Source organism: Duganella sp. GW821-FHT01E12, assembly GCF_059422325.1.
The window spans coordinates 95765-108901 of the sequence record NZ_JBWKWR010000013.1 but is presented as its reverse complement, the minus strand read 5'-3'; the positions used below and the strand labels follow the sequence as shown (position 1 = coordinate 108901).

Sequence of the window (13137 nt, the reverse complement as noted above, 5' to 3'; positions counted from 1 at the left end):
CTTTGACATGACAATTGTCAGCTTGCCCACCGTCGCTGCCGATGCGGTTAGAATTGTGCTAAACAAGCACTATCCGTGGAACCGGAAGAAAAACACAGTATGTTCAAACGCCGCTTACGAGAACTGGCCTGTCTGGGCGCGCTGGGCATGGGCATCTGGCCCGCCGCCGCCATCCCGGCAACGCCCATCGCCAAATTCGCACCGGTGCCGGTGGTATCGATCTTCCGCCCGCTGCAGGCCAACGGCTCGGCCGACGACGCGCTGGCCAGCGGCCGCGTGGTCCCCGGCAGTTATGCGATGGCGCCCAAGGCCAGCAAGCATTGGCGCATTGCCTTCCTGTTCCCGCATCTGAAAGACCCGTACTGGGTTGGATGCAGCTATGGCGTCATCAGCGAGGCGCGCCGGCTCGGCGTGGCGGTCGACATCCTGCCGGCCACCGGCTACGACGACCTGAAAGGCCAGCTGCGCCAGATGGAAGCCGCCATCGCCGCCAAGTACGACGCCATCGTCATCTCGCCGATCGGCATGACGGCCAATAACAACTCGATCGCCAAGGCGCGCGCCGCCGGCATACCGGTGTTCGAGCTGGCCAACGACAGCCGCAGCGACGACCTCACCATCAAGGTGACGACATCGCTGCGCAATATGGGCGTGGAAGCGACGCGCTGGATGGTGCGCGACGCCCAGCAGCGCGGCCTGAAGTCGGTCAACGTCGCGCTGCTGCCCGGTCCCATGGGCGCGGGCTGGGTCAAGGGTGAAGTGGACGGCACCCGCATCGCCGCGCAGGAAGCGACCATTCCGGTCAACATCATCGACATCCGGTATGGCGACAGCGACCGCCAGATCCAATCGCAACTGGCGGCGCAGCTGCTGGCCAAGCACGGCGCCAAGCTCGATTACCTGATCGGCTGCACCGGCTGCGCTCCGGCCGCGGTGCAGCCGATCAAGGCGGCGGGCCTGAGCGGCAAGCTGCGCGTGGTGGCCTACGACCTGACCGACGAAATCGCGCGCCTGATCCGCAGCGGCGACATCTACGCCGCGGCCGACACCAAGGGCGTGAGCCAGGCGCGGGTCGCTATCAACGCCGCCGTCAACCTGCTGGAGGGGCGCGGCAAGGATCTGCCGCACACCATCCTGATCAACCTCGGACTGGTCGACCAGCAGAACTTCGGCAGCTATCCTTTCGATACCTCGATCGCGCCGGAAGGCTACAAGGTCGAGCTGTCCTACGACCCCGCTAAAAACTGATCAGGCCTGCCGCTTCAGTTCCACCACCTTGGCGGCGCGGAAGCGTGCCGCCAGTTCGGTCCACTGCTCGTCCGCCTTGTCCAGCGCCGCCAGCTTCACGTGGCCGTAGCCGCGCACCTGGTCCGGCAACTGCGCCAGCTTCAGCGCGGCCTCCTTGTTGTCGGCCCTCAGGCCGGACGCCAGTTCTTCGGCGAAGGCCAGGTAGCGGTCGCGCAGCGCGCGTTCGCGCTTGCGCTCCTGCGTGTAGCCGAAGACGTCGAGCGGCGTGCCGCGCAGGGACTTGAGCCGCGCCAGCGCACCGAAGACAGGCATCATCCAGGCGCCCAAGGTCATCTTGGACGGCAGGTCGGAACCTGGCTTGCGGCGCGCCAGCAGCGGCGGCGCCAGATGGAAGGCCAGCTTGTAGTCGCCGTCGAACTGCGCGGCGATCTGCGCGCGGAAGGCGGGATCGGCGTGCAGCCGCGCCACCTCGTACTCGTCCTTGTAGGCCATGACCTTGAACAGGTTGCGCGCCACGGCCTTGCTCAACTGCTTGCGCGAGCCGCTGCCTTCCAGCGCGATCTCGCGCAGTTCGACAGCGGCCACCGCGTCGGCGTATTGGCGCGCGTACGCGGCGTTCTGGTACTTGGTCAACCAGTCGACGCGGAAGGCCACGGTATCGGCCAGCGACTTCGGCGCGGCGAACTGAATCACCTGCTGCGACGGCTGCACCAGGCGGTCCAGCGCCGCGCGGTCGGCGGCAGCCAGGCGGCCCAGCATGAAGGCGCGCTTGTTCATGTCGATGGCGACCGCGTTCAATTCAATCGCCCGCATCAGCGCCTCCAGCCCGACCGGCACCAGCCCCAGTTGCCACGCATAGCCCATCAGCAGGATATTGCCGCCGATAGGATCGCCGAGGAAGCGCGCCGCCGTCTCCTGCGCGTCGAGCTGCGACAGGTTCGCCTCGCCGGCCGACGCGGCCAGCTTCTCCAGCAGGCCGGCCTTGTTGATCGAGGCGTCGCGCTCGCGGGTGAATTCGGCGGTGGGAATTTCGCGCTCGTTGGCCACCACCCTGGTGTGCCCATGGCGCATGACGGACAGGCTGTCCGGCATCGCGGCCACCACCAGGTCGCAGGCGAACACCGCGTCGGCCTGGCGCAGGTCGATGCGCACTTGGTTCAGGCGCGACGGCGAGGAGGCCACGCGCACATGCGACAGCACCGCGCCGCCCTTCTGCGCAAAGCCCATGAAGTCCAGCGTCGAGGCGCCCTTGCCTTCAAGGTGGGCGGCCATCGAGATCAACGCACCGACGGTGACGATGCCGGTGCCGCCGACGCCGGCCACCAATATCTCGAACGGTTTGACCAGCGCGTGGCGCGGCGGCTGCGGATAGGCGGCCAGCGCCTGCTCCAGATCGGCCAGCGACAGCTTCACGCTTTCCGGCTTGCGCAGCGCGCCGCCCAGCACCGAGACGAAGCTCGGGCAGAAGCCCTCGACGCAGGAGTAGTCCTTGTTGCAGGACGATTGCTCGATCTGGCGCTTGCGTCCCAGCTCCGTCTCCAGCGGCAGGATGGACAGGCAGTTCGACTGCACGCCGCAATCGCCGCAGCCTTCGCACACGGCCGGATTGACCACCATGCGCCGCGCAGGATCGGGGAAGACCACCTTGTCCGGCTTGTTCTTCTTGCGGCGGCGGCGCTTCTCGGCGGCGCAGGTCTGGTCGTACACCAGCACCGTCACGCCGGCGATCTCGCGCAGCATGCGCTGCATGGCATCGAGCTCGCTGCGGTGGTGCACGGTCACGCCTTGCGGCAGCGTCACGCCCTGGTAGTTTTCCGGCGCGTCGGTCACCACCACGACCTTCTTCGCGCCCTCGCTGCACACCTGCTGCACGATCTGCGGCACCGACAGGCTACCGTCCACCGGCTGGCCGCCGGTCATGGCCACCGCGTCGTTGTACAGAATCTTGTAGGTGATGTTGGTGCGCGCCGCGATGGCCTGCCGTATCGCCAGCGATCCCGAATGGTAGAAGGTGCCGTCGCCCAGGTTCTGGAACACATGCGGCTCGCCGACGAAGCGCGAGGAGCCGACCCAGCTCACGCCCTCGCCGCCCATCTGCGACAGGTAGTTGGTATCGCGCTTCATCCACGTCGCCATGAAGTGGCAGCCGATGCCGGCCAGCGCGCGGCTGCCTTCCGGCACGCGGGTCGAGGTGTTGTGCGGACAGCCGGAGCAGAAGTACGGCGTGCGCTTGACGCCATCCGCGCCGTTCGACAGCAGCTCGGCGGCGCAGAAGTTCGGCAGCATGCGCGCCAGGTCCAGTTGCGGGAAGTTCGGCGCCAGCCAGCGCACCAGCGCCGGCGCGATGCGCGACGGCCGCAGCTCGCCCAGTGCCGACAACAGCGGATCGCCATGCCGGTCGGTCTTGCCGATGACGATGGGGCGCTGCTCGTGCGGCAGGTTGTAGAACAGGTTCTTGACCTGCTGCTCGATGACCGCGCCCTTTTCCTCGACCACCAGGATTTCGCCCAGTCCCTCGGCGAAGGCCGACAGGCGGGTGCGCTCCAGCGGATACGTCAAACCCGGCTTGTACAGGCGCACGCCCAGCTGCTCCAGCCGTTCGAGCGGCAGCTCCATGCGCTCCAGCGCCTCCAGCAAATCGAGGTAGGCCTTGCCGGCGCTGATGATGCCGAGGGTGGCGCGCGGCGCCGGCACCACCAGCTTGTCGATGGAATTGGCGCGGGCGAAGGCCTGCACCGCCTCCAGCTTGGCGGCGGCGCGCTGCTCCAGCGCCAATCCCGGCAGGTCCGGCCAGCGGTTGTGCAGACCGTCCGGCGGCGCCACGTAATCGGTCGGCACGACGTATTGCGGCAGCGGCGGCAGCTCGACCACCGCGCCGCCCTCCACCGTTTCCGAGATGGCCTTGAAGCCGCTCCACGCGCCCGAGTAGCGCGACATGGCCCAGCCGTACAGGCCGAACTCCATGTACTCCTGGATGTTGGCCGGATTAATCACCGGCATGCCCCAGGCAATCAGCGCCTGCTCGCTCTGATGCGGCATCGACGACGACACGCAACCGTGGTCGTCGCCCAGGATCACCAGCACGCCGCCGTGCGGCGACGAGCCGTAGACGTGGCCGTGCTTGAGCGCGTCGCCGGCGCGGTCCACGCCCGGCCCTTTGCCGTACCACATGGCGAACACGCCGTCGACCTTGCGGGTCGGGTCGGCCTCCACCTGCTGCGAGCCCATGACGGCGGTCGCGCCCAGCTCCTCGTTGATCGCCGGGAGGAATTCGATGTGGTGGCCCTGCAGCAGATCCTTGGCGCGCCACAGTTCCTGGTCTACGGCGCCCAGCGGCGAGCCGCGGTAGCCGCTGACGAAACCGGCGGTGTTGAGTTGCTGCGCCTCGTCGCTGAGCTTCTGCATGCACAGCAGGCGAACCAGCGCCTGGGTGCCGGTCAGGAACACGCGGCCCTCGGCGCGGGTCAGGTTGTCGTCCAGCGCGTAGTGCGGATCGGCCAGGAATGGCACGGGAATGGTCAGAGTATTCATTGTCTCATTATGTTTTTTTGATGAGACAGGATATGTCCGCCCGAGAGAAAAATTATTTCTATCTTTGCCGCTTGCGGGGCTAGAATGGCGAAAATATTTCGAAATTTCACCTAAAACATGAAAAATACTTCTATCGACCCGGCCTCGGTGAAAATCCTCGCCGAGCTGCAGAAAAACGGCAGGATTTCGTCCAACGAGCTGGCGGAGAAGATCGGCATGTCGGCCAGCCCGTGCTGGCGCCGGCAGAAGGAATTGGAGGACAACGGCTACATCGTGCGCTACACCGCGCTGGTGGACCGCCGCAAACTGGGGCTGGCCGTGGTGTGCCTGCTGCATATCTCGCTTGCGCGGCACGCGGAAGGCGTGGTCGAACAGTTCGAGGCCACCATGCGCCTGCGGCCCGAGGTGGTGGAATGCTACGAGACCACCGGCAGCTCGGACTACATGGTCAAGGTGGTCGTGGCCGACATGGACGCCTACCACGACTTCCTGCACAATGTGCTGGTCAAGCTGAATGGCGTGGCGCAGGTCAACACCAGCGTGGCGCTGCGCGAAGTGAAGTACGAGACGGCACTGCCCTTGTAGGCCCGCCGCTACTCGTGGCGCAGCGCCTCGATCGGGTCCATGCGCGCGGCGCGGCGCGCCGGCACGTAGCCAAACACCACCCCGATCCCGGCCGAGAACAGGAAGGACAGCAGGTTCACGCCGGGATTGAACAGGTACGGCAGCTGCAGCGCGTGCGCCATCAGCACCGTCGCCAGCGCCGCCAGCAGCACGCCGGCCAGGCCGCCCAGCGCGGCCAGCACCATGGCCTCGATCAGGAATTGCAGCAGCACGTCGCGCTCCTGCGCGCCGATGGCCAGCCGCAGGCCGATCTCGCGCGTGCGCTCGGTCACGCTCACCAGCATGATGTTCATGATGCCGATGCCGCCCACCAGCAGGCTGACCGCCGCCACCGCCGCCAGCAACGTGGTCATCACGCGCGTGGCGCCGGACATGGTCTCGGCCAGCTGGCGCGTGTCGAGGATGTTGAAGTTGTCCTCCTCGGCCGCGCCCAGCTTGCGGCGCTCGCGCAGCAGCAGCGACAGGCGCGCCTGCAGCGCCGAGGCGTCGCTGCCTTCCTGCATGGAGATGAGCAACGTGTTCACGCGCTGGTTGCCGGTCACGCGGCGCTGCAGCGTGTGCAGCGGCAGCAGCACCACGTCGTCCTGGTCGTTGCCCATCGCGCCCTGGCCCTTGGGCGCCAGCAGCGCCACGATCACGCAGGAGAACTGCTTGATGCGCAGCCGCTCACCCAGCGGATCGCGGTGGCCGAACAGCGAGCGCGCCACCGTCGCGCCCAGCGCGCAGACGGCGCTGCCGGCGCGCTGTTCGCCGTCATCGAACTGGCGGCCGGCGCTCAGCGTCCAGTTGGCGGCGGTGATCCAGCCGGCGCTGCCGCCGGTGACGGTGGTGGTCCAGTTGCGGCCATTGGCCACCACGGTGGCGCCGCTGCGCGCCTCGGCCGCCACTGCGCGGATGCCGCCGATCTGCAGCGCAATGGCGTCGGCGTCGGCCTCCTTGAAGGCCGGCGCGCCGGAGCCGCCCTGCCCCATGCGCTGGCCGGTGCGCACCATCAGCAGGTTGCTGCCCAGGCTCGCGATCTGGTCGTGCACCGCCTGGGTCGCGCCGTTGCCCAGCGTGACCATGGCGATCACCGCGCCCACGCCGATCACGATGCCCAGCATGGTCAGGAAGGAGCGCAGCAGGTTGCGCCGGATCGAGCGCAACGCCAGCAGGATGGTGTTGAGCAGCATCAGCCCACCTCCGATGCGGCCAGGTTCCGTTCATCGCTCTCGATGCGGCCGTCGCGGAAGCGTACGATGCGCTGCGCGTACTGCGCCATGTCCGGCTCGTGCGTGACCATCACCACCGTGATGCCCTGCTCGCGGTTCAGGCGCGCCAGCAGCTCCATGATTTCGGCGCTGCGCTGGCTATCGAGATTGCCGGTCGGCTCGTCGGCCAGCAGCAGCGATGGCGAACTGACGATGGCGCGCGCGATGGCCACCCGCTGCTGCTGGCCGCCCGACAGTTCGGCCGGCGTGTGCTGCTCCCAGCCGGCCAGGCCGACGGCGGCCAACGCCTGCGCGGCCAGCGCGTGGCGGCCGGCCGCGCCCTCGCCGCGATACAGCAAGGGCAGTTCCACATTCTCCTGCGCCGAGGTGCGTGCCAGCAGGTTGAAGCCCTGGAACACGAAGCCCAGATAGCGCCGCCGCAATCGCGCCCGCTGGTCGCGGCTGGCCGCGCCGACGTCGACTTGATGGAACAGGTATTGGCCGGCGCTGGGCGTGTCGAGGCAGCCCAGGATGTTCATGGCGGTGGACTTGCCCGAGCCGCTGGGGCCCATGATGGCGACGAACTCGCCCTGCGCGATATCGAGGCTGACCCGGTCCAGCGCCATCAGCGCGGTGCCGCCCTCGCCATAGCGCTTGCAGACGTCGCGCAGCCGTATCAGCGGGACGGTATCGTTCACGGCGCCGCCGCGCGCTGGTCGGTGATGACCGGCACGCCGGCCGCCAGCCCGGCGCCACTCACCTCCGTGTAGCGGCCGTCGCTGATGCCCAGCGCCACGCTCAGTTCCTGCGGCCGGCCGTCGCGCAGCACCCACAGCGAGCGGCGCACGGCGGCGGCCACGCCGGCCTGGCGCGGCGCGCGTGCCGGCAGGCGCGGCATCAGGCGCGACACCAGCCCGGCCGATGCAGCCGCGCCGGCCTCGCTGGGCGTGAAGCGCAGCGCGCTGTTCGGGATCAGCAGCACGTCGTCATGCTGGGCCGCGCGGATCACGGCGGTGGCGGTCATGCCGGGACGCAGGCTCAGGTCCGCGTTGTCGACGTCCAGATAAGCGACGTAGGTCACCACGTTCTCGGTGATGGTCGAACCGTACGAGACGCGGGTGACCACGGCGGGATAGCTGCGATCCGCATAGGCGCTGACGGTGAAGTTGGCCTGCTGCCCCACCTGCACGGCGCCGACGTCGGCCTCGTCGACGTTGACCAGCAGGCGCAGATGGCGCAGGTCTTCGGCCAGCGCGAACAGCGTCACCGCCTGCAGCGACGCGGCCACCGCGTTGCCCGGATCGACGCTGCGGCTCAGCACCACGCCGTCGATGGGCGAGCGGATCGACGCGCGCGACAGGTTGGTGCTGTCGGTGGACAGCGCGGCCTGCGCACTGTCCACGCTGGCGGCGGCGCTCAGCACGGCCGCCTCGGCGCGGGCCAGCGTCGCGCGGCCCGCGTCCAGCTCCGCGCGCGACGGCACTTTGCCATCGGACAGGCGAGCCACTTCCTCCAGCCGCCCCAGCGCGCTGCGCGCCTCGGCCTGGCTGGCCTGGTTCTGCGCCAGCGCGGCCTTGGCGGCGGCCAGCGCCGCGCGCGAACGCACGATCTGGTCTTGCAGCTTGGCCGTGTCCAGCTGCACCAGCACCTGGCCGGCATGGACCTGGTCGTTGATGTCGACCAGCACGCGCGCCACGGTGCCGGACAACTCGCTGCCGATGTTGACCGCGCGCGTGGGCTGCAAAGTGCCGTTGGCGGTGACGCTGAGCGTGACGCCGCCGCGCTTGACCGGCACCGTCACGTAGCTGGGCGCGCGCGCCGCCTGGCGCTGCATCTGCCACGCATACAGCGTCGCGCCGATGGCCAGCAGCGCCAGCAGGCCGCCCCACAACGTGGCGCGGCGCCACCAGGGACGCGGCGGCGGTTCGGCCAACTCGCTCAGCGGGGCGGAGGCGGCCGGCGGCGCCGCTGTCGTCAAGGGCCGGTTCATGGCTTGGCTCCCGGTTGCGTCGATGCGGTATCGCTGTCGGGCTGCCAGCCGCCGCCCAGCGCTTTGTACAGGCGCACCAGGTCGCTGCCCAGGTCGGCGCTGGTGACTGCCACCCCGTCCTGCGACGCGTACAGCGCGCGCTGGGTTTCCAGCACCGTTTGAAAGTCGACCAGTCCGCTGGCGTAGCGCTGCCGCGCCAGCAGCGCGGCGCGCTCGGCGGCCGCGGCGGCCAGGCGCAGATGCTCCAGCCGCGCGCGCTCGCCGGACAGCGAGGCCAGCGCATCCTCCACTTCCTGCAAGGCGCCCAGCACGGTGGACAGGTAGCCGGCCTGCGCCTGCGCCAGCGCGCCCCGTTGCAAGTCCAGCTGGGCCTGGCTGGCGCCGCCGTCGAGCACATTGCCGGTGACGCCGGCCAGCAGCGTGCGCAGCAAGGTGCCGCCGCTGGCGCCCCAGCCCAGGCCGCTCAAGCCCAGCGAGCCGTCCAGCCGGAACTGCGGGTAGCGGGCGGCGTCGGCCTGCCCCACGCGCGCGCGGGCCGCTTCCAGCTGGAACTCGGCCGCCCGCACGTCGGGACGCTGGCGCAAGGTCGCGGCGGGCAGGCTCAGCGCCAGTTGCGCGCCATCGCCGGGGATGGGTTGCGGCGGCGCCAGCAGCGCGTCCAGCGCGGCCGGCGGCTGGCCGCACAGCACCGCCAGCGCGTGGCCCAGCTGCGCCACGCTGGTTTCCAGCACCGGCAGCTGGGCGGCCGCCTGCTCGGCGGCGGTGATCGCCTGCTGCTGTTCCAGCGAGGTCAGCATGCCGGCCTGGGCCCGCCAGTTGGTGATTTCCAAAGTGCTCAACTGGCTGGCCAGGTTGTCGCGGGCGATCGCCAGCCGGGCCTGGGCGCCGCGCAAGTCGATGTAGTCGCGCGCCACCTCGGCCGCGATCGACACCTGGGTGCCGCCCAGCGTGGCCGCGCTGGCCTGCAGGGCGGCGGCGCTGGCCGACAGCGCGTAGTGGTTGGCGCCGAACACATCCGGCTCCCAGCGGGCGTCGAAGCCCAGGTTGTAGGAATTGGAGGCGGCCGATCCGTCCAGCTTGCTGCGCTGGGCCTGGCCGCTGCCGGTCACGGTCGCGCCCAGGCCGGCAGCGGCGGCGGCCCGCGTGGCGCGCGCCTGCTGCAGCGTGGCGCGCGCTTGCGCAATGCTGGTGTTCGCCTGCAGCGCCTGCCCGACCAGTTGTTCCAGCAGAGGATCGTTGAAGCGGCGCCACCAGGCGGCCAGCGCGGCGGCATCGGCCGGCGCCGCGCCGGACTTGGCGGACGACCAGTCGGCCGGCGCCTGGAACGGCGCCGCCGCCGGCGGCAGGCTGACCGGCCGCAGATGGGCGCAACCGGCCAGAGCGGTCAACACCAGCAGCAACGGCACGACTGGCGACAGCGGGGACGGTTTCATCGGATGCGGCTCCTGTCAATCAGGCGGCGACGCCACCCACTCCCCGACTGTAAGGGCGCGCCGGCCCGGCGTCACCATGGCGGTTTGATCCAACTCAAAAAAAGCATACATACAGCACGCGGATCGCCAGACTAGGGCGCGCTTGATTTGGATCAATCAAATTGCACTATCAACTCTCTACGATGGCGGTACTTGACGCGACTCAAACGCCGCGTCGCTGAATCTGTGCCGGCCACTAGGGAGATACCATGACCTACAAAACCATACTCGTGCATGCCGATGGCACGCCGCAGGCGGCGCAGCGCATCCGGCTGGCGGCGCTGGTCGCCCTGGCCCATGAAGCCCATCTGGTCGGCGCCGCCATGACCGGCCTGTCGCGCCACGCCCTGCCGGACGGCTCCATCGCCGCGGTCGGCACGCCCTTTCCCTTCGACCTGCGCCTGCTGCACGACCGCGCGGACGCGGCGCTGGCCCAGTTCACCGACTGCGCCGGCCGCCTCGGCGTGCCGTCCATCGAAGCCCGGCTGGTCGACGACGCGGCCGACGACGGCTTGATCCTGCAAAGCCCGTACGCCGACCTGCTGGTGCTGAGCCAGGCCGATCCGCGCGACTACACCAACGACCTGCTGGCCCGCCTGCCGCAAACCGTCATGTTCCACTGCGCCCGCGCGGTGCTGATCGTGCCGCACGACGGCCAGTTCGAGCGGATCGGCAAGCAGGTGCTGGTGGGCTGGGACGGCAGCGTCTCGGCCACGCGCGCGGTCATCGCCGCGCTGCCCATCCTCAAGCGCGCCGCCGCCGTCACGGTCGCCGCCGCGCCGCAGACGGCCGGCCACGGCCGCCAGGCCGACGTGCCGGGCGCCGAACTGGCGCGCTACCTGGCGCGGCATGGCGTGGCGGTCACCCTTGCCCAGTCGGACCCGGGCCGCCATGCGGGCGAAGCGCTGCTGGCCCTGGCGTCCGGCGCCGGCGCCGACCTGCTGGTGATGGGCGGCTACGGCCACCGGCGCCTGCACGAATGGCTGCTGGGCGGCGCCACCCGCACCGTCCTGCGCGGCATGACGCTGCCCGTGCTGATGGCCCACTGAAACAACAACCACAACCACATCATCACAATGGAGAACACCATGAGTACCGTCAGCGCCACCGTCATGCAAGTATTGAGCGAACGGCTCCAGCAGCGGCGCGCGCAACTGGCCGCCCAGTTGCGCCAGCGTCTGCACCAGGCTGACGAACAGCAGGAAATGGCCCTGTTCAACAACTACGCCATCGACGCCGACCTGGCCGAGGCCAGCCAGCTCAGCGATACCGATATCGCCCTGCTCAATCACGAATTATTGGAGTTGCGCAGCGTGGACGACGCGCTGGCGCGGCTGCACCACGGCGCCTACGGAAAGTGCGCGCGCTGCGGCGAGGCCATCCTGGAGGCGCGCCTGCTGGCGCAGCCCGAGGCCGAGATGTGCCGGGACTGCCAGACGGAACTGGAATTGCGGGGTGGCGCCAAGATGGCGCCGCGCTGACGCCGGGATCAGGCGAGCGCGGCCTGCATCATCATGTGGGCCGGGCGGGCGCCGGGGACCAGTGCCGGCATGCCGGTGGCCAGCGATTCCAGGCTGGGGTGGTCGAGGATGGTCAGCTCGCGCTTGTCGACCGCGATCCAGCCGCTGGCGCGGAAGCGCGACAGCAGACGGCTGATGCTTTCGATGGTCAGGCCCAGGTAGTCGCCGATGTCCTCGCGCGACATGCGCAGCTGGAAGCTGTTGGGCGAGTAGCCGCGCGCGGCATAGCGGGTCGACAGGTTCAGCAGGAAGGTGGCGAAGCGCTGCTCGGCGCGCATATTGCCGAGGAAGAGCATGGCGTTCTGTTCACGCATGATTTCCTGGCTCATGATGCGGTGGAAGTGGCGCAGCAGCTGCGGCACTTCGGCAAACAGTTCCTGCAGGCGGGCGAACGGGATCTCGCACACTTCGCTGTCCTCCAGCGCCACCACGCCGCAAGCGTGCTGGCCGCTGCCGATGGCGTCCATGCCCAGCAGTTCGCCGGCCATCTGGAAGCCGGTGATCTGCTGCTGGCCGCTGTGATTGACGCGCGAGGTCTTGAAGTGGCCGAAGCGCACCGCGTACAGGCTGTGGAAAGGCTGCTCCATGCGGCACAGGTTCTCGTCGCGCTCGACGCGGCGGCGACGGCCGATGATCTTGTCGAGGCGGCCCATCTCGCTCTCGTTGAGGCCCTGCGGCAGGCACAGGTTCTTGAAGGCGCACACGCCGCATTTCGATTGCGCCGCGTTCACGTTGCCGCCGGATGCTGCGAGTTGTAAATTGCTCATGTCCATGCTCCCTAGTCTGCTGGCCCGCGCATCGCAATGATGGCTTGGGCATGGACACAGTATCGGCGATGGGCGGCGCGGTGCTAATCGGGCTTCGCTGTCCTGTCGTGTAGGGGCTGGCCGACAGTATTTTGTAGGGGAAGCCCTACAGCGTCAGATGATGCCGTGCTCCAGGGCGTAGCGGGTCAGTTCGGCATTGCTTTCCAGGCCCATTTTTTCCAGGATGCGGGAGCGGTAGGTGGTCACGGTGTTGGGGCTCAGGTGCAGGGTTTCGCCGATGCGCACCAGCGATTCGCCGGCCGCGATCAACTTGAACACCTCCAGCTCGCGGTTGGACAGGGCCTCGTGGCCGGCGTCGCCGCCGCCGCCGATCAGGCTGGCCAGCTTCTCCAGCAGCGCCGGGCTGACGTGCTTGCCACCCGAGGCGGCCTTGCGCACGGCCGCCACCAGCGTGGTGGTGGGCGCGTCCTTGATCAGGTAGCCGGCCGCGCCCAGCTTGAGCGCGCGCACCGCGTAGATATCTTCCGAATAGGTACTCAGCATCAGCACGGCCAGCTTGGGCCGCTCGCTGCGCAGCTGCTTGAGCAGTTCCAGCCCGTTCTTGCCGGGCATGGTGATGTCGAGCAGCGCCACGTCGAATTCCTGGGCCATGACCAGTTGCAGCGCCTCCTGCGCGTTGCAGGCCTCGCCGTCGACGCGGATGTCGTCGGCCGTGCTCAGCATCAGGCGCACGCCGTTGCGGGCGATCGCATGGTCGTCGACCAGCAGCACGCGGATGGGGTTGTTACTCATCTT

Annotated in this window: 11 protein-coding genes; 4 read left to right on the top strand and 7 right to left on the bottom strand. The window is 69.0% G+C overall.

The genetic code is table 11. The annotated features are described in order from the left end of the window. Positions 1 to 99 precede the first annotated feature (99 nt). Positions 100 to 1248, top strand: a complete 1149-nt coding sequence (torT, locus tag AC07WS_RS26685; protein ID WP_494731976.1) for a TMAO reductase system periplasmic protein TorT — start codon at positions 100 to 102, stop codon at positions 1246 to 1248. On the opposite strand, the gene AC07WS_RS26680 is transcribed toward torT, so the two are convergent. After that, entirely contained in the window at positions 1249 to 4779 is a 3531-nt protein-coding gene (locus AC07WS_RS26680) for an indolepyruvate ferredoxin oxidoreductase family protein (RefSeq protein ID WP_494731975.1), read from the bottom strand. 117 nt (positions 4780 to 4896) lie between these two features. Here AC07WS_RS26680 and AC07WS_RS26675 point away from each other — a divergent pair, with 117 nt between their 5' ends. Next, positions 4897 to 5364: an Lrp/AsnC family transcriptional regulator gene (locus AC07WS_RS26675; protein WP_494731974.1), complete on the top strand. Its 468-nt coding sequence runs from the start codon at positions 4897 to 4899 to the stop codon at positions 5362 to 5364. 8 nt (positions 5365 to 5372) lie between these two features. Here AC07WS_RS26675 and AC07WS_RS26670 read toward each other — a convergent pair whose 3' ends face one another. From AC07WS_RS26670 to AC07WS_RS26655, 4 genes are read right to left on the bottom strand one after another with little or no spacing between them, the layout of a single operon-like run. After that, entirely contained in the window at positions 5373 to 6575 is a 1203-nt protein-coding gene (locus AC07WS_RS26670; RefSeq protein WP_494731973.1) for an ABC transporter permease, read from the bottom strand. Then, on the bottom strand, positions 6575 to 7291 hold the full coding sequence (locus tag AC07WS_RS26665) for an ABC transporter ATP-binding protein (protein ID WP_494731972.1): 717 nt from the start codon (positions 7289 to 7291) through the stop codon (positions 6575 to 6577). The genes AC07WS_RS26670 and AC07WS_RS26665 overlap by 1 nt, the downstream gene beginning before the upstream one ends. Then, positions 7288 to 8583, bottom strand: coding sequence for an efflux RND transporter periplasmic adaptor subunit (locus AC07WS_RS26660; protein ID WP_494731971.1), 1296 nt, complete (start codon positions 8581 to 8583; stop codon positions 7288 to 7290). Before AC07WS_RS26660 ends, AC07WS_RS26665 begins: the two co-directional genes overlap by 4 nt. Beyond that, the gene (locus tag AC07WS_RS26655) at positions 8580 to 10016 is read right to left on the bottom strand and encodes an efflux transporter outer membrane subunit (RefSeq protein ID WP_494731970.1); all 1437 of its coding nucleotides are present in this window, start codon (positions 10014 to 10016) and stop codon (positions 8580 to 8582) included. Before AC07WS_RS26655 ends, AC07WS_RS26660 begins: the two co-directional genes overlap by 4 nt. A 248-nt stretch (positions 10017 to 10264) precedes the next feature. Here AC07WS_RS26655 and AC07WS_RS26650 point away from each other — a divergent pair, with 248 nt between their 5' ends. Together AC07WS_RS26650 and AC07WS_RS26645 are read left to right on the top strand one after the other, a co-directional pair. Then, positions 10265 to 11104, top strand: a complete 840-nt coding sequence (locus tag AC07WS_RS26650) for a universal stress protein (RefSeq protein WP_494731969.1) — start codon at positions 10265 to 10267, stop codon at positions 11102 to 11104. 39 nt (positions 11105 to 11143) lie between these two features. Then, positions 11144 to 11536 (top strand): TraR/DksA family transcriptional regulator, encoded by a 393-nt coding sequence (locus AC07WS_RS26645; protein WP_494731968.1) that lies wholly within the window; start codon positions 11144 to 11146, stop codon positions 11534 to 11536. A gap of 8 nt (positions 11537 to 11544) precedes the next feature. On the opposite strand, the gene fnr is transcribed toward AC07WS_RS26645, so the two are convergent. Both fnr and AC07WS_RS26635 read right to left on the bottom strand, forming a co-directional pair. Then, positions 11545 to 12342: a fumarate/nitrate reduction transcriptional regulator Fnr gene (gene fnr, locus AC07WS_RS26640; RefSeq protein ID WP_494731967.1), complete on the bottom strand. Its 798-nt coding sequence runs from the start codon at positions 12340 to 12342 to the stop codon at positions 11545 to 11547. A 153-nt stretch (positions 12343 to 12495) separates the two neighbouring features. Beyond that, entirely contained in the window at positions 12496 to 13134 is a 639-nt protein-coding gene (locus tag AC07WS_RS26635) for a response regulator (RefSeq protein WP_161092964.1), read from the bottom strand. Positions 13135 to 13137 lie beyond the last annotated feature (3 nt).